At 40.3% G+C, this 22,737-nt stretch carries 24 protein-coding genes; 7 read left to right on the top strand and 17 right to left on the bottom strand.

What is annotated here, in order from left to right:
* Nucleotides 1–61 precede the first annotated feature (61 nt).
* From lpxA to rpsB, 13 genes are all read right to left on the bottom strand, one after another.
* Entirely contained in the window at nt 62–865 is an 804-nt protein-coding gene (lpxA, locus tag FH976_RS04450) for an acyl-ACP--UDP-N-acetylglucosamine O-acyltransferase (RefSeq protein ID WP_194089714.1), read from the bottom strand.
* Nucleotides 866–880: 15 nt separating this feature from the next.
* Entirely contained in the window at nt 881–1,333 is a 453-nt protein-coding gene (gene fabZ, locus FH976_RS04445; protein ID WP_194089713.1) for a 3-hydroxyacyl-ACP dehydratase FabZ, read from the bottom strand.
* A gap of 136 nt (nt 1,334–1,469) precedes the next feature.
* Nucleotides 1,470–2,483, bottom strand: a complete 1,014-nt coding sequence (gene lpxD, locus FH976_RS04440) for a UDP-3-O-(3-hydroxymyristoyl)glucosamine N-acyltransferase (protein ID WP_194089712.1) — start codon at nt 2,481–2,483, stop codon at nt 1,470–1,472.
* 22 nt (nt 2,484–2,505) lie between these two features.
* Entirely contained in the window at nt 2,506–3,015 is a 510-nt protein-coding gene (locus FH976_RS04435) for an OmpH family outer membrane protein (protein ID WP_194089711.1), read from the bottom strand.
* Nucleotides 3,016–3,044: 29 nt separating this feature from the next.
* Nucleotides 3,045–5,459, bottom strand: coding sequence for an outer membrane protein assembly factor BamA (gene bamA, locus FH976_RS04430; RefSeq protein ID WP_194089766.1), 2,415 nt, complete (start codon nt 5,457–5,459; stop codon nt 3,045–3,047).
* Between the two features lie 55 nt (nt 5,460–5,514).
* The gene (gene rseP / locus FH976_RS04425) at nt 5,515–6,873 is read right to left on the bottom strand and encodes a sigma E protease regulator RseP (RefSeq protein ID WP_194089710.1); all 1,359 of its coding nucleotides are present in this window, start codon (nt 6,871–6,873) and stop codon (nt 5,515–5,517) included.
* Complete coding sequence (gene ispC / locus FH976_RS04420) at nt 6,870–8,075, bottom strand: 1-deoxy-D-xylulose-5-phosphate reductoisomerase (RefSeq protein ID WP_194089709.1); 1,206 nt, start codon at nt 8,073–8,075, stop codon at nt 6,870–6,872. Before ispC ends, rseP begins: the two co-directional genes overlap by 4 nt.
* Before the next feature lie 42 nt (nt 8,076–8,117).
* Nucleotides 8,118–8,963: a phosphatidate cytidylyltransferase gene (locus tag FH976_RS04415; RefSeq protein ID WP_194089708.1), complete on the bottom strand. Its 846-nt coding sequence runs from the start codon at nt 8,961–8,963 to the stop codon at nt 8,118–8,120.
* Nucleotides 8,964–8,986: 23 nt separating this feature from the next.
* Entirely contained in the window at nt 8,987–9,742 is a 756-nt protein-coding gene (locus FH976_RS04410; RefSeq protein ID WP_194089707.1) for an isoprenyl transferase, read from the bottom strand.
* 90 nt (nt 9,743–9,832) lie between these two features.
* The gene (frr, locus tag FH976_RS04405; protein ID WP_194089706.1) at nt 9,833–10,390 is read right to left on the bottom strand and encodes a ribosome recycling factor; all 558 of its coding nucleotides are present in this window, start codon (nt 10,388–10,390) and stop codon (nt 9,833–9,835) included.
* Between the two features lie 66 nt (nt 10,391–10,456).
* Nucleotides 10,457–11,191 (bottom strand): UMP kinase, encoded by a 735-nt coding sequence (gene pyrH / locus FH976_RS04400; protein WP_190330367.1) that lies wholly within the window; start codon nt 11,189–11,191, stop codon nt 10,457–10,459.
* Between the two features lie 175 nt (nt 11,192–11,366).
* Complete coding sequence (gene tsf, locus FH976_RS04395) at nt 11,367–12,212, bottom strand: translation elongation factor Ts (protein WP_194089705.1); 846 nt, start codon at nt 12,210–12,212, stop codon at nt 11,367–11,369.
* Nucleotides 12,213–12,359: 147 nt separating this feature from the next.
* Nucleotides 12,360–13,088, bottom strand: coding sequence for a 30S ribosomal protein S2 (gene rpsB / locus FH976_RS04390; protein WP_194089704.1), 729 nt, complete (start codon nt 13,086–13,088; stop codon nt 12,360–12,362).
* Nucleotides 13,089–13,445: 357 nt separating this feature from the next.
* Between rpsB and map the strand changes: the two genes are divergently transcribed.
* The 3 genes from map (at nt 13,446) to FH976_RS04375 (ending at nt 17,551) form a co-directional block, all read left to right on the top strand.
* The gene (gene map / locus FH976_RS04385; protein WP_194089703.1) at nt 13,446–14,324 is read left to right on the top strand and encodes a type I methionyl aminopeptidase; all 879 of its coding nucleotides are present in this window, start codon (nt 13,446–13,448) and stop codon (nt 14,322–14,324) included.
* A 144-nt stretch (nt 14,325–14,468) separates the two neighbouring features.
* A complete protein-coding gene (gene glnD / locus FH976_RS04380) occupies nt 14,469–17,090 on the top strand; it encodes a bifunctional uridylyltransferase/uridylyl-removing protein GlnD (RefSeq protein ID WP_194089702.1) in 2,622 nt (873 codons plus the stop codon).
* A 77-nt stretch (nt 17,091–17,167) separates the two neighbouring features.
* Nucleotides 17,168–17,551, top strand: coding sequence for a DUF3461 family protein (locus tag FH976_RS04375; protein ID WP_194089701.1), 384 nt, complete (start codon nt 17,168–17,170; stop codon nt 17,549–17,551).
* A gap of 215 nt (nt 17,552–17,766) precedes the next feature.
* Here the strand turns inward: FH976_RS04375 and truC are convergent, their stop codons facing one another.
* A complete protein-coding gene (truC, locus tag FH976_RS04370) occupies nt 17,767–18,621 on the bottom strand; it encodes a tRNA pseudouridine(65) synthase TruC (RefSeq protein ID WP_194089700.1) in 855 nt (284 codons plus the stop codon).
* Between the two features lie 8 nt (nt 18,622–18,629).
* Nucleotides 18,630–18,944: a YqcC family protein gene (locus tag FH976_RS04365; protein ID WP_194089699.1), complete on the bottom strand. Its 315-nt coding sequence runs from the start codon at nt 18,942–18,944 to the stop codon at nt 18,630–18,632.
* 87 nt (nt 18,945–19,031) lie between these two features.
* Between FH976_RS04365 and FH976_RS04360 the strand changes: the two genes are divergently transcribed.
* The 4 genes from FH976_RS04360 (at nt 19,032) to FH976_RS04345 (ending at nt 21,279) form a co-directional block, all read left to right on the top strand.
* Nucleotides 19,032–20,090, top strand: coding sequence for a DUF3549 family protein (locus FH976_RS04360; protein ID WP_194089698.1), 1,059 nt, complete (start codon nt 19,032–19,034; stop codon nt 20,088–20,090).
* Nucleotides 20,091–20,154: 64 nt separating this feature from the next.
* Complete coding sequence (locus FH976_RS04355; protein ID WP_194089697.1) at nt 20,155–20,463, top strand: DUF3301 domain-containing protein; 309 nt, start codon at nt 20,155–20,157, stop codon at nt 20,461–20,463.
* 44 nt (nt 20,464–20,507) lie between these two features.
* Nucleotides 20,508–20,831: a hypothetical protein gene (locus FH976_RS04350; RefSeq protein ID WP_194089696.1), complete on the top strand. Its 324-nt coding sequence runs from the start codon at nt 20,508–20,510 to the stop codon at nt 20,829–20,831.
* Nucleotide 20,832: 1 nt separating this feature from the next.
* Complete coding sequence (locus FH976_RS04345) at nt 20,833–21,279, top strand: YaiI/YqxD family protein (protein WP_194089695.1); 447 nt, start codon at nt 20,833–20,835, stop codon at nt 21,277–21,279.
* 80 nt (nt 21,280–21,359) lie between these two features.
* Here FH976_RS04345 and FH976_RS04340 read toward each other — a convergent pair whose 3' ends face one another.
* Both FH976_RS04340 and syd read right to left on the bottom strand, forming a co-directional pair.
* Nucleotides 21,360–22,148, bottom strand: coding sequence for a Zn-ribbon-containing protein (locus FH976_RS04340; protein ID WP_194089694.1), 789 nt, complete (start codon nt 22,146–22,148; stop codon nt 21,360–21,362).
* A 9-nt stretch (nt 22,149–22,157) separates the two neighbouring features.
* Nucleotides 22,158–22,706: a SecY-interacting protein gene (syd, locus tag FH976_RS04335; protein ID WP_194089693.1), complete on the bottom strand. Its 549-nt coding sequence runs from the start codon at nt 22,704–22,706 to the stop codon at nt 22,158–22,160.
* Nucleotides 22,707–22,737: the final 31 nt, after the last annotated feature.

Genomic DNA, 22,737 nt, shown 5'->3' with positions numbered 1-22,737 from the left:
AAACAAAAAAGGCCTAAACGAGGTTAGGCCTTTCCAATCTCAACATTGAAATTTTCGATGATTATCGAATAATGCCACGTGAGGAATTATTAATAAAATCAATCAAAACTTGGACTGAAGGGAATACTTTCGCATCTTCTGCCATTTCTGCTTTCGCTTCTTCTAACGTATTTTTATTACGATAAAGTGACTTATAAGCTCGGCGGATAGCATGTATTTCATCTTTTTCAAAACCACGACGCTTCAAACCTTCATAGTTAACACCAAATGGTGTCGCATGATTACCTTGTGCAATAACATAAGGCGGGACATCTTGAGCAACACCTGATGCGCCACCAACCATACAATGCTGGCCAATATGACAGAATTGATGTACCGCTGAAATCCCACCGATAATAGCAAAGTCTTCAACCGTAACATGACCCGCTAAGGTAACATTATTAGCCAAAATACAGCGATTACCAATCACACAATCATGCGCGACATGCACATTTACCATAAATAGGTTATCACTACCAACTTTGGTTAAATGCTTATCTTGAGTGGTGCCGCGATGCATGGTGACACTTTCACGGATGACATTACGATCACCGATTTCTAATCGAGTCGGTTCACCTTTATATTTGAGATCCTGACAAGCCTCACCGATAGAGGCAAATTGATAGATTTTATTTTCTTTACCAATAACGGTCGGACCTTTAATAACAACATGAGAATAGATCTCTGTGCCATCACCAATTTCCACATCAGAGCCAATGTAAGTAAATGGACCAACTTTAACGTTAGCACCAATCTTCACCCCATCTTCAATCACTGCCGAAGGATGTATTTGAGCCGTTGCATGGATTAATTTTGCATTATTCATATTAGCGCTCACCCTTTAGAATTCACGACGCGCACATTTTAATTCAGCAGAGCAAACAACGTCGCCATCTACTTTTGCTACGCCATTGAATAAAGCAATACCTCGACGATCCTTAATAAATTCAACTTCAATCATTAATTGATCACCAGGCACTACAGGTCTACGGAATTTAGCTCTATCAATACTCGCAAAGTAGTAGAGCTCATTTTCTTTCGGTGCGCCAAAGGTTTTAAATGCAAGTAAGCCGGTTGCTTGCGCCATCGCTTCTAAAATCAAAACACCCGGAAAAATTGGAAGCTGTGGAAAGTGCCCTGTGAATTGGGGTTCATTGACAGAAACATTTTTAAGCCCAATAAGATATTTACCTTCTTCATAATCGGTCACTCGATCGATCAATAAAAATGGGTAACGGTGCGGCAATAGCGCTCTAATTTCTGTAATATTTAATGTTTTCTTTTCAGTAGTCACAATCAACTTCCTATAAATGTTCTTAAAATAACATTGATTAATAGTGAAAAAGATCTGTCATAACAGATCTTTTTCAAACTTAGAGATGGTTAAACGAAATGGGTGTTCAATAAAAACTCTAAGCGTAAAATTTGTCTTATTGTTTTTTTTCTAAAGCTTTAAGACGTCTATACATATTATCTATTTTCAACGTTCGAGCAGCTGTTTTACGCCACTCTTTATTTGTTTGTAATGGAATACCTGATGAATACACACCTTTTTCAGGAATACTACGCATCACCATTCCCATGCCGGTAATGGTGACACCATCAGTAATTTCAATGTGCCCATTAATTACCGTTGCTCCGCCAATGATGCAATATTTACCAATAGTCACACTACCAGCAATGGTACTGCTACCCGCCATGGCTGTCCCATATCCAATGTGAACGTTATGTGCGATTTGAATATGGTTATCAAGAATAACATTATCTTCAATAACTGTGTCATCCAACGCGCCGCGGTCAATCGTAGTACAAGAACCAATCTCAACCCGATTACCAATGATAACGCCTCCGACTTGAGGAATTTTAACCCACTCACCACGATTATTTGCATAACCAAAACCATCCGCACCAATAACGGTATTCGCTTGAATTAAGCATGATTTACCAATATTAACATCATGATAAATCGTAGTATTAGCCCAAATTTTTGTATCAGCGCCAATCTTAGTATTCTTACCGATAAAGCAACCTGCACCGATTACCACATTGTCCCCAAGCTCAACACCAGTTTCAATCACAGCATGATGACCAATACAAACATCCATACCCAATATTACATCATCTGCAACGGCTGCTGTTGCTTCAATACAACTTGCAGGTTTTGGTGTAATATCAAGAGCCTGCGCTACTAATGCATAAGCAAGATAAGGGTCATCGACCACAAGTGCATTGGTTTGGCATACGTCGAGCTCAGATGCCTTAATAAGCACAGCACTGGCTTTACATTCCGATAAATGTTTACGGTATTTTGCGTTAGTCAAAAAAGTTATTTGACCAGCACCGGCTTTATCCATCGCGGCAACAGAAGAAACGGTACAATCACCGTCCCCATGTAGCTCTCCACCTATTATTGTTGCTAGCTCAGCAAGTGTTTTATTTGGCATAAATCAAATCTTTCTATTTTTATTATTTTAATTCTTTAATAACAGAATCTGTAATATCTGCACTCGGTGTTGCATAAACTAACGCTTGACCATTTAATACGATATCGTAGCCATCTTTCTTCGCAACTTTATCAATCGCTGCTTGAATTTTCACGTTAATTTTTTGCATTTCTTCTTGCTTCATTTTATTGATATCGGCTTGGAAAGATTTACCTTTCACTTCCAACTTCGCTTGCATAGATTGAATATCAATACGCAAGTTATCAACATCATTGCTCGACATTAGTTGAGCATCACGTTTTAGTTTTTCAACTTTAGTATCAATTTGTTTTTTTAGTTTATCTAGCTCAGCTCTTTTGTCTTTGCTCGATTTTTCTAATTTTTGCTCTACCGCTTGAACTTGAGGAACGGTTTGAAATACTTTTGCCGTATTCACGTAGCCAATTTTTTGAGCTGCTTGTGCCGCTTGTGCCGTTAAAGATGCAGTTAATACAACTAAGCTGATACCGGTAATTTTCATCAATTTTTTCACAATAATTTCCTTACAAAAAGAATCTAAAATTAGAATGTTTGTCCAATAGTAAAGGTGAAGAACTCATCATCATCACCTTCATAAATTTTCAACGGTTTGGCTAGCGAGAACACCAAAGGCCCCATCGGTGACATCCATTGCATCGCCATCCCTACCGAATAGCGGAAATTTAATGGATCAGAGTAATCATAATAATATTTCTTACCTGCCATGTTTGCATCAGGATCCCTATACTTAAACTCAGTATCCCAAACACTTGCTGCATCAAGAAAGATGCTCGTCCGAAGTGAATTCGCCACTTCTTCTGAAGCAAACGGGGTCGGAACAATAAGCTCAACACTCGCGACAGCGGTTGCATTACCACCAACAGAATCATCAGTTGCGCTGTAATTAGGATTATTAGCCGGCTCTTGATCATAGACCGCTTTTGGCCCTGCAGAGTTAGAACCAAAACCGCGCAATGTAGAGAAACCACCTGAGTAATAGTTCTCATAGAATGGGTATAAGTTATCATTACCATTCACAGAACCGTAACCATTACCGTATCCCAAACGCCCTCTTAATAAAACAGTAAAGTCTTGCTTCTTAGTCAAGGGAATGTATTGTTTTGCATCATATTGAATTTTGTAATAGGGAACATCCGAACCTGGTGTTGTTATTTTAAAGAATGCTCTTTGGTGGTTACCCGCTGTTGGAAAATATCCTTTATTCAGGTTGTTACGTGTCCAGGAGATATTCACATCAAAGTCATCCACTTTTAATGTGCCATCCTCATAATTACCCGCAGCAGTTTGAGTCGCTACAAAGCCATCATTTTGAACATAATCTTTGATATTAGAGATCTTGTTATGGGTATAACCAATACCTAATTCAATATAATTAAGCTCATTGATAGGGAAACCCCAAGTTAAACTGGTACCATAACTTTCGTTAGTATAATCAACTATCCCTGCTTCAGATGCTTCAAATTCATTATAGAATACCTTGCCACCTAAACTAACACCATCTAACGTCCAGTACGGATCCCGATAATCTAAACTAATATTTTTTTGGTAATCGTTTGTCATGGCATTGATACCAATTCGATTACCTGTCCCTAAAAAGTTGTCTTGTTGTAAACCAACTTGAAAACTAACACCCGATTCCGTGCCATAACCAACCCCAAAGTTAATACTGCCTGAGTTGGCTTCTTTTACGTTGTAAACTACATCAACTTGGTCGTCAGTTCCGGGAACGCGTTGTGTTTGGACATCGACAGTTTCAAAGAAACCCAAGCGATTCAAGCGAGCCTTACCCGCATCAACGGATTTAGAATTTAACCACGAGCTTTCCATTTGGCGCATTTCACGACGTAATACTTCATCTCGTGTAATGGTATTGCCCGTAAAACGAATATCACGCACGTACATACGGCTGCCAGGATCTATTTGAATGGTCAAAGAGACTTCTTTCGTTTCATCGTTGAATTCAGGTATCGTTTGAACTTTAGGGTAAGCGTATCCAGATTCCCCTAATGACTTTTTAATGCCATCTTCAAGCATGGTCGCTAATGAGCCATTGTAAGTATCACCACTTTTAAATGGGATCATCGCTTTAAAATCGTCTTCCTTCCCAATAAGATCACCGCGAAACTTCACCTCTTTAATGATATAAGGTTCGCCTTCGATCACATTAAGCGTGATATAAACACCTTTTTTATCTGGTGAAATTGATACCTGAGTAGACGTCACTTGAAATTTTAAATAGCCACGATCAAAATAGTATGTTTTCAGTTTTTCAATATCACCAGCAAGCACTTGCTTTTGATATTTTTCGTCTGCTAAAAAGTTCCACCACGGCACATCAGCATTAAGATCGAAACGTGATAAAAGTTGGCTATCGGTAAACACCTTATTACCAATGAAATTAATTTGCTGAATTTTGGCTGAAACCCCTTCTGTAAAGACAAACTTCAAATCGGAACGATTACGCGGTAAAGGGGTCACGACGGCCTTTACTGTCGCGTTATATTTACCCACGCTATAGTAAAAATCTTCTAAACCTTTTTCAATTGAGCTTAATTTAGTTCGATCTAACGCTTCGCCGACACGAATGCCAGATGCATCAAGATTCTGCTGTAGTTGCTCATCCTTAATGGCTTTATTACCGGAGAAAGACACTTCCGCAATCGTTGGTCTCTCTTTCACTTTAAGTAATAAGACCGAGCCATCACGATAGACTTTAACATCCTCAAAATTACCCGAAGAATAAAGCGCATTAATAATTGCAGACGCATCTTGTGCATCCACAGTGTCACCGACTCGGACTGGCATTTTTAATAGCACAGCACCAAGCGCAACGCGCTGTAAACCTTCAATTTTAATGTCAGAGACTACAAAAGAGTCCGCATGAGCCACTGATGATATTATCAGTAAGGCCATAATCCAAATGCGTTTGATCGCCATAAACTTGTTCATAAATCCTTTATATATCGATGCCTTGTTAAAACCACTACTGGCACTACAGGCGAGCAACGTCATTAAAAATCGCTATTAACATTAAAGAAAAAATAGCGGCACTACCAATGCGATAACCGATCTCTTGCACCTTTTCAGGGACAGGACGGCGAATAATAGCTTCTATTGCAAAAAATAAAAGATGTCCACCATCCAATACAGGAAGCGGCATCAAGTTGATAATACCCAAATTAACACTAATAAGGGCTAAAAAACCTAAAAAGTAAACTAAACCATAATCAGCAGTAGTTCCAGCGCCTTTAGCAATCGTAATTGGTCCGCTTAAATTATTAATGCCGACATCACCAGTAAACAACTTCTTCACCATCGTAAGAGTTAACCCAACGATTTGTCCGGTTTTATCGATGGCTTTAGGTATAGATGCAAACACACCATACTTTTGTTCAATTCGATACTCTTCTGGCCAAGCTTCCATCGAAGGCGCAATACCTGCAAACCCTATTTTAGTTCCATCTGCTAAGACCTTCATCGCAGGGACTAAAACTAAAGCTTGCTCCGCCCCTTCTCTTTCCACATGTAGAGAAAGTGACTTTTCCGGACTCGATTTCACTGCATCAACAAAGTCTTGCCACTGCACGACAGGCTTACCATCAATTGACAATAATTTGTCGCCAACTTTAAATCCTGCTTTCTCTGCTGCACTATTTTCACTGACATTAGAGATAACCATGGTCAACGCTGGTCGATAAGGCTTAAAGCCTAATGTTTGCATGACAGAATCAGTTTCAGGATCAAATGACCAATCTTGAGTGTCTAAAGTAATCTTTCTTTCAAGGCCAACATCTTCTGGCGAACTTACAGTAAGAGTTATCTGCTTATCACCAATATGAGAAATCAATGCCATATGCGCAGATTCCCAATCAGAGGTTTGGATATCAGATACTGATTTTAGTTCCATACCTGACGTCATTCCTGCGTTTGCAGCAATAGAACTTGGCGCTACATCACCAATCACAGGCTTTACAGCTGGAACTCCAATCATAAAAACTAGCCAATAGGCAAAGATCGCAAAAAGAAAATTAAAAGCAGGGCCTGCGGCAACAATGGCACTACGTCGCCATAAACTCTTATAATTAAAAGCCATGTGCTTCTGATCTTCAGGGACATTATCAACTCGAGAATCGAGCATTTTGACAAAACCGCCTAACGGGATCATTGAGATGGAATACTCGACTCCATCTTTCGCTTTACGACTCCAAAGAGACTTACCGAATCCAATCGAAAACTTTTGAACCTTGACACCACACCGGCGAGCAACCCAAAAATGACCAAATTCATGTACTGCTACTAAAATACTAAGTGCAACGATAAACGATGCTAAATTCCATATTATGCCAGTCATAATGATCGCTCTGTTAATAATTCATTGGCGTATTGGCGAGCCATATTATCGAGCTCCAGTAAGTTCTCCAAACTCTGCGCACCAAGAGTTGATAAACCACACACTTTCGACATCACAGCCTCATTAATGATGGCAATATCGGTAAATTTAAGCTGATGCTTTAAAAAAGCATCAACTGAAATTTCATTGGCTGCGTTAATCGCAGTCGTCGCATTTTGCCCAGTATAACAAGCATCAATAGCAAGCTGTAAACATGGGTATCTTGACATATCAGGCTCAAGAAAAGTCAGTTCATTCAATTGCGTAAAATTAATAGGGCTAACACCGGAGGGAATTCGCTCAGGGTATGACATTGATAATGCAATCGGGGTTCTCATATCAGGCTCCCCCATTTGGGCAATAACAGATCCATCATTATATTGCACCATAGAATGAATAACGGACTGAGGATGAATCAAGACCTTAAGCTGCTCTTGCTTGGCATTGAATAACCATTTGGCTTCGATAAACTCCAAGCCTTTATTCATCATAGTGGCAGAATCAACTGAGATTTTCGGGCCCATAGACCAATTAGGATGAGCTATCGCCATCTCAGGTGTGACTTGGCTTAACGATGAAACGTCACTATAGCGAAACGGGCCGCCTGAGCCTGTTAACAAGATAGAATGAACGCCTCCAGCATCAAGATCACAATGTCCTAAGTTAGTTTGGATAGTTTGAGAAAGACATTGAAAGATAGCGTTATGCTCACTATCTACGGGCAAGATTTGTGCTCCATACTGTTTCGCCGCATCAATAAAAAATTGCCCCGACATAACGAGAGCTTCTTTGTTAGCCAGTAAAATTCGCTTACCTGCTTTTACCGCTGCCATAGTTGGTAATAGCCCAGAAGCCCCAACAATGGCCGCCATCACCATATCAACAGACCCAGCAGAGGCGACTTCACACAGCCCCTCTAATCCCGACAAAACCTTGGTCGAAACATGTGAGCCTTTTAGTTGCTTTTCTAATAACAATGCTGCTGAGTCATCAGACATAACCGCATACTCAGGTTGCCATTGCAGACACAGCTGATGCATTTTTTCAACGTTGGAACATGCAGTTAATGCAAACACAGAGAAATCAGTTGAGTTATGCTCAATGACAGATAGAGTACTCGCCCCGATAGAACCCGTTGCACCTAAAATCGTTATCTTTTGCATAAAATAAAACCATTAAAAGAGAAAGATGATGTAACACCGATATTATTGGCAAAGAAAATATAGTAGAGCAAAAACAGGGAATGCAGCCATTAGGCTATCAATCCTATCAAGAACCCCGCCATGCCCAGGAATAATATTGCTGCTATCTTTAATATCTGACACACGCTTAAACATGCTTTCGACAAGATCGCCTAATACTGAGATCACGACTGTAACGAAGGTAATAACGAACATAGTTATTAGATTAGCAAACTGGATATCAAATAATTTTGTCACCACCCAACCAACCAACATAGCGAATACCAATCCGCCAAATAAACCTTCTAATGTTTTATTTGGACTCACTTTTGGTGCCATTTTATGTTTACCAAATGCTTTTCCAGTAAAATAGGCTCCGGTATCTGCTGCCCACACTAATAAGCATACATACATGACTAACTTAGCGCCATGCAGTGGATGCTCTGCATATCCTTCCGAGCGGAGTATAAACACACTCCATAGGAATGGCAGAATCGATAAAATACCAAACAAATGACGTAGAGAAAGGCTCTTACTCCATATCCAAGCACTTTTGGGATAAGTCAACGCCAACAAGCTAGCAAATACCCACCATAAACTACCAACACTCAAAATCGCGAGATGTATGTTTGAAACTTGGGATAAGCTATCAACATCAACTGGAATAAATACAAGACTGGCAAGCAAAACAATAACTGCAGGAAATAAATTTTTCACTCGAGAGGTAAGACTAATAAACTGAGTCCATTCCCAAAATCCAATACATGCGACGGCAGTTAAAGCGGCAATAAACAAAGGAATCGGTAATTGAAAAATCCCCCACACCACCAAAGGAGCTAAAATCAATGCCGTAATAATTCGTTGTTTCAAACTTCCATCCTTATGCTTTATCTCTATTTATGATTCATTAATGATTGCAGCTGTTCACTCGTGCAACCAAATCGTCTCTCACGATTAATAAACCAAGAAATTGCTTCTAGTAACGCTTGTTCATTAAATTCTGGCCAGTAAAGATCAGTAAAGTACAATTCAGCATAAGCCATCTGCCATAACATAAAGTTACTGATTCGGCATTCACCACTCGTCCGGATCATAAGATCAACATCAGGTAAATCAGACATGCATAAATATTGAGAAATTGATTCTTCCGTTATCTCTTCAGAGGTAAACTGCTTTTTTTCAATAGATATCGCTAATTGCTTAACAGCTTGAGTAATATCCCACTTACCTCCATAATTTGCAGCCACATTGACCACTAACCCTGTATTACTTTGAGTGAGATATTCCGCTTCTGCTATTTTTTTTTGTAGGGAGGTACTAAAACGAGATTTATCCCCAACAATTTTAAGTTTCAAATTATTTTTATGCAGTTTTTTGATTTCTCTAGTCAGCACCATCATGAACAAGTCCATCAATAAACCGACTTCTTCTTCGGGTCGCTTCCAATTCTCACTACTAAAGGCAAATAAAGTAACGGCTTTAATTCCCAAACGAGAAGCCGCACTTATCGTCTCCCGCACAGCTTTTACCGCAACACGATGCCCATACAAGCGAGGCTTACCTTGTTGTTTTGCCCAACGGCCATTACCATCCATGATAATCGCAATATGTTGAGGTAAAAGTTCCGATGAGAGTTGAATGTCTGACATTATTTACAGTCTTTTTATTAGGCCAAAATAAAAAACGCCATACTGATAGACTAATTAAATCAGCACAGCGTTTCCCAGTTTGAGCGGAAATTAAACTTCCATTAACTCTTTTTCTTTCACAGCTAAGAGATCATCAATATTTTTGATCGCTACATCGGTGATTTTTTGAATCTCATCTTGTGCCTTGTGATCTTCATCTTCTGAAATTTCTTTATCTTTCAGTAATGATTTAAAGTCGCCATTAGCGTCACGACGAATATTACGTATGGCTACACGACCACCTTCCGCTTCAGCACGAACGATTTTCACTAAATCTTTACGACGCTCTTCCGTTAATGCAGGAAGTGGTACACGAATAACCGTACCAGCAGACATTGGATTTAAGCCAAGATCTGATTTCATGATTGCCTTTTCTACCGCTTGAGTCAGTTCTCGATCAAAAACAGTAATTGCCAATGTACGAGCATCTTCTGCAATGATATTTGCTACTTGATTAAGCGGAGTTGGTGCTCCGTAATACTCTACTGAAATATTTTGTAAAATACTTGGATGCGCTCGACCAGTACGGATCTTTGATAGATTACTTTTAAGAGCTTCAACACTCTTATGCATGCGCTCTTGAGCGTCTTTTTGAATTTCGTTAATCACGGTATCACCTTAATTATTGATATTTTAACAGGGCAAGAAAGCCATTCTACTTGCCCTTTCTGTGCTTTATTCCGATAGATCGCTGATCAATGTCCCTTCTTGTTCACCCATTACGACGCGGCGTAGCGCACCAGGTTTATTCATATTGAACACACGAATTGGCATTTTATGATCACGAGCCAAAGTAAAGGCAGCTAAATCCATTACTTTTAATTCTTTTTCTAATACGCTGTTGTAACTGAGTTTATCACATAAAATCGCATCTGGGTTAGCGACAGGATCGGCAGTATAAACACCATCCACTTTGGTTGCTTTTAAAACAACATCCGCTTCAATTTCAATCCCACGCAAGCATGCTGCTGAGTCAGTAGTAAAAAATGGATTTCCCGTACCCGCAGAGAAAATCACAACGCGACCTTGACGCAATTGGCTAATTGCATCAGCCCAATTGTAATCATCACACACACCTTTAAGAGGAATCGCCGACATAACACGAGCGTTCACATAAGCGCGATGAAGTGCATCACGCATTGCTAAGCCATTCATTACAGTGGCAAGCATACCCATGTGATCACCAACCACACGATTCATCCCAGCTTCTGCAAGGCCCGCTCCACGGAATAAGTTACCACCACCGATAACGACACCAACTTGAACACCGAGTTCAACTAATTCTTTCACTTCTTGAGCCATACGATCTAAAACCGTAGGATCAATACCAAAACCCTCTGCTCCCTGTAAGGCTTCACCACTCAGTTTTAACAAAATACGTTGATATGCAGGCTTAGGATTCGTTGTCATGGAGTTTACCTTTCAAAAGTGTTATTTGATTAACTGTTATGAATAAATATGGCGTAAATTAACCTCCCCAAAAGGCTATCATAATATTTATTCATAACAATTAACGAATTATCTTTATTCACAAAAAGACCGTAGCATGGCCACGGTCTCTTAGATTAACTATACAAAACAGGAATTAGCCTTTTTGTACCGCTGCAACTTCATCAGCAAAGCTCATTTCAGCCACTTTCTCGATACCTTCACCAACTTCTAAACGTACGAAGTTAGTTACTGTTGCGCCTTTTTCTTTTAAGAATTCACCAACAGTTTTCTTAGGTTCCATGATGAATGCTTGACCAGTAAGAGAAACCTCACCAGTAAACTTCTTCATACGACCAATAACCATCTTCTCAGCGATTTCTTGTGGTTTGCCTTCGTTCATTGCGATTTCAATTTGAACCGCTTTCTCTTTAGCTACCACATCTGCAGGTACATCTTCAGGATGAACATATTCAGGCTTAGAAGCTGCAACGTGCATTGCAACATGCTTGATAGTTTCTTCATCAGCATCACCCGCAACAACTACGCCAATGCGCTCGCCGTGACGGTATGAACCTACTTTAGCGCCTTCAATGTAAACAACACGACGAATGCCGATGTTCTCACCGATTTTAGCAACTAGAGCAATACGAGTTTCTTCAAATTTAGCTTGAAGTGCTTCAACATCTGAACGCTCAGTAAGTGCAGCATCAAGAACAGCATTAGCAAAACCTAGGAAGTTTGCATCTTTTGCTACGAAGTCAGTTTGGCAGTTTACTTCTAGAAGTACTGCAAAGCCTTCACCTTCTTTAACTAAGATGGTTCCTTCAGCAGCGATATTACCCGCTTTTTTAGCCGCTTTTGCAGCTCCGCTTTTACGCATATTTTCAATTGCTAATTCGATATCAGCATTTGCTTCAACAAGCGCTTTTTTACAATCCATCATGCCTGCGCCAGTACGCTCACGCAATTCTTTAACTAGAGCAGCTGTTACTGTTGCCATGGTATAATCCTCGGTTGGTTCCAAAAATGGTAAAAAACAGGGGCCAGCTTAATTTTACATTAAAAGCATGGCCCCTATTACTAACTATAACTTAACCTTAACTACCAAATAATGACAATCAACGCTAAGTGACAAGGAGCAGTGATATTAAGCTTCTTCTACGAAACTATCTTTATCAGAAACTGCAGCTATGTCTTTGTTACGACCTTCAGTTACTGTTTGAGCAGCAGCGTTTAGGTAAAGTTGTACAGCACGGATTGCGTCATCATTACCAGGAATGATGAAATCAATGCCATCTGGATCAGAGTTAGTATCGACTACTGCAAATACTGGGATACCTAGGTGGTTTGCTTCTTTAACTGCAATGTGCTCGTGATCAGCATCGATTACGAATAATGCGTCAGGTAAACCACCCATGTTTTTAATACCACCAAGAGATTTTTCAAGTTTCTCCATTGTGCGCGTACGCATTAGAGCTTCTTTCTTAGTAATTTTTTCAAACGTACCATCTAGAGATTGCGCTTCAAATTCTTTAAGACGTTTGATTGATTGACGAACTGTTTTAAAGTTAGTCAACATACCGCCTAACCAGCGGTTATTTACATAGTACTGGTTGCTTGCAATTGCCGCTTCTTTGATTGCTTCAGAAGCCGCACGCTTAGTACCAACGAAAAGTACTTTACCTTTGCGCTCACCGATTTTGCTAAGCTCTGCTAGCGCTTCGTTGAACATAGGAACTGTTTTTTCTAGATTGATGATATGAACTTTGTTACGAGCGCCAAAGATGAAAGGCTTCATTTTTGGGTTCCAGTAACGAGTTTGGTGACCAAAGTGAACACCAGCTTTAAGCATATCGCGCATTGATACAGTTGCCATTATATAATCCTCTTTAATGGGGTTAGGCCTCCACATCCCCCATGACTCCGACCCAAGTTCAATATTGACTTGAGCACCCCGGATCACGTGTCGGAATGTGTGTGATTTAAGAAATAAGTATGTGAAACTCACATTGCTACGCCAAATACAGGAGTGAACAGATGCCAATTTCGGTGCGCTTTATACCATAAAACCTGCTTATTAATCCAGAAAAACTCATTAACTTGCTATCATTTTTTATTCATTTAACCTGACATGTGAGTTTTTAGCCTAATTATGCTGATGATAACGGATTTCAATTGCGATTAGCGCCGTCACTGAATACACTATTCACAATAGTTAAAAAGGCCAATAAACATGACGATTAAAATTAAAACTGCCGAAGAAATTGAAAAAATGCGCATTGCTTGCAAATTAGCAGCCGATACACTTGAAATGATCGAACCGCATGTCAAAGCCGGCGTAACCACCGAAGAGCTCAACCAGATTTGCCATGATTACGGCATTAAACACGGCGCGTATTCAGCACCACTTGATTATCATGGCTATCCAAAATCAATTTGTACTTCCATTAACCATATCGTTTGCCACGGTATTCCTGCCTCGCAAGACGAAATTGGCAGCAATGGACAACTCAAGCCAGCGGTATTAAAAAATGGCGATATTTTAAATATCGATATTACGGTTATCGTACCTAATGATCCTAATGCTGATCTGAGCGTTCGCCCTGATGGTTATTATGGTGATACATCAAAAATGTTTTTAATTGGTGATGTCGCACCAGCCGATAAACGCCTGTGTATGGTTACCCAAGAAGCGCTGTATGTTGGCCTTCGTAAAGTCAAACCAGGTTTACAACTTGGTGAAATTGGCACTGCCATTGAGAAATACATCAAGGATAGCAACAAGAAAAATCCTCGTAATAAATTTTCTATCGTGAGAGATTTTTGTGGGCATGGTATTGGCGATGAATTCCATGAAGAGCCACAAGTAGTGCATTATAAAAATACCGACCGTCGCGTTTTAAAAGAAGGCATGATATTTACTATTGAGCCAATGATTAACGCAGGGAAATTCGGCGTAACCGTTGATGCCGCCGATGACTGGACGGTTTATACTGGCGATGCGAAAAACTCAGCTCAATACGAACACACCATCGTTGTGACCAAAACAGGCTGTGAAGTAATGACATTACGCTCAGAAGAGAATATTCCTCGCATTATGCATAACAGCTAAGTCGAGAAATATCTTAAGCCAAACGCTTCAATTTCATTGCCCTCTCGGATTTATCTGTGAGGGCTTTTTGTTGTCTGCTCATTGGTTTTCTAAGCTTGAAACGGTATTATCAAAACAGATTCCATTTGTTGCAGGGAAAGCATAATGCCTTATCAACCACCGACTAGCTTAAAAGACGACCAAATTTGTCCTGCTGAGCTCAGATCCCAACTTGAGCAGTTTTCACTTCATCAAAAAGAAGCTTTCCTCGCTCATCAGCCAGTTGAAGATCTCGTACTTGCTCGCTCCGATTATATGGATTCTATTTTAGATCGTTTATGGCAATATTTCGGTTTTGATGAGTATCCCTCTCTCAGCCTCATCGCGGTAGGTGGTTATGGCCGTGCTGAATTACACCCTTTATCTGACATCGATATTTTAGTGTTATCGAAAGAAAGCATTACTGAAGACATTAGTATAAAGGTTAGCCAATTCATCACATTATTGTGGGATTTGCGCTTAGAGGTTGGTCATAGCGTACGAACTCTTGATGAATGCATTCAAGTCGGTTTGGATGATCTAACCGTAGCAACTAACTTACAAGAAGCGCGATTTCTATGCGGCTGCAGTAGCACTTATGCTTCATTAATTGAACGAATCAGTGCCCCCACCTTTTGGCCGATCGAAGTATTTTATAAAGCAAAATTACAAGAACAACGCGAGCGGCATTCACGCTATCACGACACCACTTACAATTTAGAACCCGATATAAAATCTAGCCCTGGCGGTTTACGTGACATTCACACATTGAGCTGGGTTGCTCGCCGTCACTTTGGTGCGACATCCTTACGTGAAATGAGTTATGCCGGCTTTCTAACTGATGCTGAATATCGTGAATTACTCGAGTGTCAGAACTTCCTGTGGCGAGTGCGCTTTGCCCTACATATCGAAGTAAGACGTTACGACAATCGATTAACCTTTGGCCATCAAGCTAGCGTTGCTGAAAGCTTAGGCTTTATCGCAGAAGGCAATCGTGGCATCGAAATGATGATGAAAGAGTTTTATCGCACGCTGCGTCGTGTCGCTGAACTCAATACCATGTTATTAAAACTCTTTGAGCAAGCCATTACTAACAAAGGAAAGCAACAAGAAATCAAGGTTCTATCTGATGATTTTCAACGTCGCGACACTTTGATTGAAGCAAGAAAACCCGCCTTATTCCAAGCTCGGCCTGAAACCATTCTCGATATGTTTCTACATATTGCCAATGACTCCACCATCGAAGGTGTTAGCCCAGCTACTTTGAGACAATTACGCACAGCACGCCGACGGTTAAATCGATTTCTTCACACTATCCCGGCGGCCCGTGAAAAATTCATGGAGCTGGTCAATCACCCAAATTCTTTACATAAATCATTTGGTCTAATGCACCGTTTAGGTGTACTCGCAGCTTACCTTCCGCAATGGAGTCAAATTGTTGGACAAATGCAATTCGATTTATTTCATGTTTATACTGTCGATGAACACAGTATGCGGGTATTAAAAGAAATTCACGCCTTCAATGATTCTGATAATCATGCAGAACACCCTATTTGCTGTGATGTTTATCCGAGGATTCAAAAGAAAAACTTATTAATCATCGCGGCTATGTTTCACGACATTGGTAAAGGTCGAGGTGGTGATCATTCAGAAATAGGCGCCGTTGAAGCCTATGACTTTTGTATAGAACATGGCTTATCAAAACCAGAAGCTAAGATGGTATCTTGGCTCGTTCAAAATCATCTATTAATGTCAGTTACCGCACAACGCCGCGATATCTATGATCCTGACGTAATTACCGAATTTGCTAAAAAAGTTCGTGATGAAGAATACTTAGAAAATTTAGTTTGCCTCACCGTAGCCGATATTTGCGCGACTAACCCTGAATTATGGAATAGCTGGAAACGAACGTTATTAGCCGAATTATTTTATTCCACTCAGCGAGCTTTACGTCGAGGACTAGAAAACCCTGTCGATGTCCGCGATCGCATTCGCCATAATCAACATATGGCCGCGGCAATGTTACGCAAAGAAAACTTCTCACCAAGAGAAATTGAAGTGTTATGGCAACGCTTTAAGGCTGATTATTTCCTACGTCATACTGCGAACCAAATAGCGTGGCATGGTGAACATTTATTAAAGCATAACCACCAATCCCCTTTGGTTTTGATCAGTAAAAATGCATCACGAGGCGGCACTGAAGTCTTTATTTATGCTAAAGATAAAGCAAGTTTGTTTGCCACCATGGCCGCTGAATTAGATCGCCGTAATCTCAGCATCCACGATGCTCAAATCATGACGAGCAAAGACGGCTATGCACTCGATACATTCATGGTACTTGACCACAATGGAGACCCAGTTGAAGACAATAGACACCAAATACTGCAAGAACAATTGACGACTATTCTCCAATCAACAGAGCTAAAACTGGCTACACCAAGACGTACTCCACGCCAGTTATTGCATTTCAATGTAAAGACTCAAATTAATTTCATTCCAACCAAAACAGGTAAGCGCAGCCTGATGGAATTAGTGGCTTTAGACACTCCTGGGCTATTAGCTAGGGTCGGATCGGCTTTTGCTGAACTTGGTATTCATTTACATGGTGCTAAAATCACAACCATTGGAGAACGAGCAGAAGATTTATTTATTCTTACCTCACCAGTAAGTGGAAGATTAGATGACGACGAAGAACAAGCGATTAAAGCGCTCTTGATGAAAAAAATAAAAGAATTGTCACCACATTAAAGGTAAATTGAAGCTAGAATAACCCATAGATTCGATGTTTAATTTAACGTGAAAATAAACGATTGAGGTAAATCTATATGTACCCAAATTTACAAATGCTCGGCATCAGCGACCCTAAATTAATTGCCCGCTATAGTTTGCGTCAAGAAGCTCAAGTCGATGTACTAAAAGTCTATTTTCACAAACAAAAAGGTGAGCTTTTTGCTAAAAGTGTCAAATTTAAATACCCACGCCAACGTAAAAGTATTCGTGTAGAAAACAGCCAAGGTCACTATAAAGAGACTACCGAAGTAAGCCCTAGTCTCACTCAAGTAATGACGGAATTAAATAAAATCACCAAGCCTAAACCGATGGATAACCAAGATATTAAACATAAAATCTTAACGGATTTACGTCATTTAGAAAAAGTGGTGGCAGGTAAAATTGCTGATATTGAAGCGGATTTAGCTAAGCTGAAATAAGGGAATCGAGAGTAACATCTCCGTTCGCATCACGTCATTCCGTACATGGCCTAAGCGAAGAAGATACGGAATCTCCTACAACGCATTGAAACTCCAATCGCTGTCGGAGATCCTGAACTGCACTCCTACGTCGTTTTTCAGGATGACGATTTTCAGTTTCTATCATTGCTATCACCGTGCCTCACTCCGAGGCTCGAAACTTATTTCCCTAATAACTAGAGGCTACTATTCCAACCAAACTTCTCAATAAGGTTCATCCACACCTCATCAAATTTTGCTTCAATGATAACGGCTTGCTTGGTTATCGGATGAATAAAGCTTAAACGTGTTGCATGAAGCATCAATCTATGTGCATTAAGGTGATCACGAAACAATCGATTTTGCTTACCATCACCATGCGAAGTATCGCCAATAATTGGATGACGTAGGTGAGCCATATGTCGACGCAATTGATGCTTACGCCCTGTTAGCGGTTTCATTTCAACCAAGCCAAAACGGCTAGTCGGGAAGCGTCCGGTTGATAATGGGACTTCAACTTTAGCAAGAGGTCGATAGTCGGTAATGGCGGATTGTGCTTCTTGATCTTGTTTCGCGAATTTATCTGCAACCTTATCCAACTCTTTCTTGAGCGGATAATCTAATCGATCCCCTTCTTCGATCCAACCGCGGACAATCGCATGATAGGTTTTCTCAAATTGATGTTCAGCAAACATTGGCGCGGCTTGTGATGCGACATCGCTGGATAAAGCAAATAGCAACACACCCGAAGTCGGACGATCCAGACGATGCAGCGGGAACACATGCTGACCAATTTGATCGCGTAATGTTTGCATGGCAAATCGAGTTTCGTGACGATCCAACCAAGAACGATGCACCAACATTCCCGCCGGTTTATTGACCGCAATAAGAGACTCATCTTGATAAATAATTTCTAGCTCAACCTGTGGTAATTCGCTCTCTGTCTGGTCATCTTCAACTGTTAATTGCTCAACGGTATTAGCTTGCTCGATACTATCTTGATCAATGTTAGCTTGAGCAATATTAGTTTGATCGGTTTTTTCTTGATTCATAATGTCGCTCATTTAACAATTTCATCTATTTGTTTTAACACTACCAATAACTGGTGCTGCGCTTCATCATTGACCATCGATTGCTCAAAATAAGGGCTAATTTCAAATCCTGTTGGTATCGCTTGCTCTGAGCGAATCAAGGCATCCATTTTAGGAATAAAGACCCATTGTAACCACTGTGTTGGCGTTAACGTATCCAGCGAAAAAGGCTGAGAACTGGTAAGCATATCAGCATTAGGCGAATGCTCTTCCCATAAACTTAACCGCTGTAAAGTCGATTTTAATGTGTCCAATTTTTGACAAAGTGAATCTGCTTGAATCATTTTACTCTATGCGCCCTTGATAATGGTCAAATTGGGTACCATTTAGTAGAGATTATACCCTTTTGAATTGAGATCGGATAACCCTCTATGAATGCTATTCACAATCTAAGTCAGCTACTCGAAAAAAGTCAGTGCCAATATAAAATATTTGATTTAGGTCGCCGCATTCAATCCATTGACCATAAAACCTTTCTACAAGTCGAAATGGCACAAAAGCCCTACCCTTATCCTCTACAGCGACATGCACACCTTGGCATTGCTTATTGGACAGAGCAAAACCAACCTTGGATTTGGTTCTTAAAATTCCCATTAGATGAGCGAGGTTTACTCAATCAAACCGATGTTGGTAATTTCTTAAGATATGTCACCGAGGCAATGGGAGCGCAATTAAATCAAAGCTTAACAGAAGAACAGCAGCAACATCTCGCAAGTAACCCATACACCTTTAAGCCTAAAGATGACAAAATGGCGGCTTTTCATAGCTTAATTCGAGCACATTTAGATTTACCCACCAGCCAATATTACGAACATGCTCAGCATTATTTTACGGGTGATCTTGGGTGGAATAATTGGCAAACGGTTGGCTTGCAAGGCATTACCGATATATGTGCACGATTATCAAATAATCAAAATACCGTGGCAATTCGTAAAGCACTTCCATCGCTCACAAAAAATGTTCAATGCCACCCAGCGTTGTATGTTTTGTTAGGCGCATTGGAGCATGTCAATCTAGACGACAAATTAAGCCTACGTATTGCTGAACTCGCACTGGAAGAGTCCAATAAAGACCAACCTGACTTATTTTTGCTGTCTGCTTTTGTACGTGCGCTATCTGGCGGTAATATCAATCAACTTCAAACCGTCATTGAAGCCCTTTTAGCCAAACCAGAATTGAGTCATTCCGAGATATTAATTGCCATCGCTGGGCGTTGTTGGTCACAACTTGCCACCGAAGCGCGAGCGATAAAATTCTTATTACGATTAGCTCAAACCGATAATCAAAATCTATTTAATCAATTATTTGCAGACTTAGTGATGCTACCTGAATTAAGGGTGACATTTCTTCCGTTACTGCATAATACGCCAAGCCCGGAACTGGCTAACGCGCTGATCACCTTGCAGCAACAAACTAAATCGAGTCAATAGTATTTGATTTTATTAAAAGCACTATTCACCGATTTATAAAATAAATACCTCAAAGGAAGCGTAAATGATCACGGATTTATTAATGATTTTAATCGTCATGTTTATTGCCTTTTTATTTTGGCAGCAACGTCGTCAATCTGAATTAGCACATAAAGCGATTTTACGTCATTGTGAACAGTTGGATCTGCAAGTGCTATCAACCTCTTTATTGCGCTACCAGATAAGGTTACCAGATGGTCGCTGGCGCTTTCACTCACTGTATCAATTTGAATTCTCATCTCGTGGTGATGATTGTTACCAAGCAAAAATGATTATGCTAGGTTTTAAAGCCACGCACTTTCGTCTACCACCTTATAGAATGGTCGATTATTAATAAGCTCAATTACTATTCAATTTTTGTGTTAAAGAGAATCTAAAATGAATACTCAAAATGTCACGGCAGAATTACATAAAGTCTTATCCGAACTCAATGCCGAAGGCAAAGAACCCAGTGTGGCATTAGTGAAAGCTCGCTTATCTGTCTCAGTACCAATTCCAGCTATCATCAGCACAATCAAATCGTGGAAAGCATCCAATAGAGCGCCCAAAATTGAAATAGCCGCTCAAAAAAATGCGTCTAATAATGATCCACGAGTTCAGAGTCTTGAAACTCAAATGCAGACTTTTATTCAACGTATTGAGCAATTAGAACTACGCATCAATCAGTTAGAGCAGAAATTAACAACAGAGCAAGGGAAGTAGTATGAAAATTTGGGTTGATGCCGATGCCTGTCCAAAAACCATTCGTGAAACGATTTGTCGAGCTGCAGAAAGAACCGGTATAACCACCACCTTTGTGGCAAACCATCAAGTTCCCGTCCCCAATCGTACCAACATTCACTCGATCCAAGTCGAAAGTGGCTTTGATATTGCCGATAACGAAATTGTACGTCGAGTAGAAATTGGGGATTTGGTGATTACTTCCGATATTCCACTGGCTGATGAAGTCATCACAAAGGGTGGACAAGCATTGAGTTCACGCGGTGAGCTGTATACTAAAGACACCATTAAGGCTCGTCTCAATATTCGTGACTTTATGGATACTTTACGTTCAAGTGGTATTCAAAGCGGTGGCCCCGCGCCACTTTCACAAACTGATAAGCGTGAATTTGCCAATCATCTGGATAAGATCTTAGCAAAGGCTAAATAAAGCGTTCATCCTGAATAACGACGATAAAATGTTATTCAGGATTTCAATCGTGCAGCTCTTATATTGCCACACCAATAAAACTAACCTTTCAACTGATCCCACGAAATATTCGACACAATCCGACAATCATCGCATTTGAAATAAAAAATATCGTGTAATGGTTTTTCAAGTTTCCAATCACCACCACAACGTGGACAGCGGCGTTGTTTTTCCGCTTCAAGGCTTTCCCCGCCAATGCGATATAAATAATAGTATGTTGGGATTTTGGTGAGATATTCTAAGCGCCCACGCAGATCCCAGCCTCGTCGAAATAAATAGCTCCCAACATCTGAGATTTCTTTTAATGTTGCATGCTCTGCTTGGGTCGCACCTGCCATTTGAATTTCATCGCACGCTTGCCATTCCGTTTGCCATTTAATGATCGCTTTGTGATCGCCATTTAAGGTTGGCGGATTGTGATATAACGGAATAGGTCTAAACGTATCGCCACAGCGTAACGGTGAGCATGAGTGCACAAATGTGGTATACAACACTTGCCAACTTGATTGCCCCGCATCTTCATGGGCGACAGTTTGTTCTGAATTAAGATCTTGCCCGAGCACTTTCACCTTCGGCGCTAAAACCTTCGCATCAGTAAGCCGTTGCAAGCATACTTTGACATAAGCAGAATGATACCTTGGATGCATACTGTCTGATTCTGGGCAAATTAAGCGTACACGAAATTCCCCATCACCAATGATGATAGGAAATTCCCGACCTAATATCTGCCCATTAAAACGTAAGGCATCGAGTAAACCATTGATCGATTTTTCAACCGCATCCATGGTGGTATTATCAAAACATTCAAACTGCAACTCTACAACGTACACTTATCTTCCTTACACTTGCACTTGGCACTGAATTAAAAACTGTTCGATGTTTGAGCTCAACACATCCCGATTAGACGTCCCTAAACGCTCTAAAATCACTTCACCACTAATATTACAAATAGAAATCACATCTAACTCGGCATCGGTGGTACCAATAAATACCGTTGGCTTTAACTTTAATCGACGTTGAGTGACCAAATGACCCAAAATATTTTCTTGAAGATGAACAAAATCATCATCACTCCACACTTGCAGCAAAGTGAACGGTTTGCCTTTCCAAGATAAGGTTAAATCGGCACTATATTGTGACCCATAAAAAGCTTTAATATCAGAGTGAATCGTAAGCTCAATACCGCGTTCCAAATTGCTGAAGTCGGCCAGTTCATCACGTTCTTGTGGTAGCCACTCAACATGCTCACTATCTGCTTGAGTTTGTAGACATGGTGAAGCTAACCCTTTCATTTCATCGGCAATAGGATTGCTTTTATAGGCTTGTTGCCATTGCTCAATAAAATCAGAAGTAAGCACAGCCAACGCATGGGCAATATTGTGGTTCATTCAAGGCTCCATATTCAAAATTATACATAGA

The sequence above is a fragment of the Vibrio hibernica genome, assembly GCF_015223435.1.
Lineage (GTDB): Bacteria > Pseudomonadota > Gammaproteobacteria > Enterobacterales > Vibrionaceae > Vibrio > Vibrio hibernica.
Note: the sequence above shows the minus strand (reverse complement) of the source record. Positions and strands in the feature narration are given on the sequence as shown.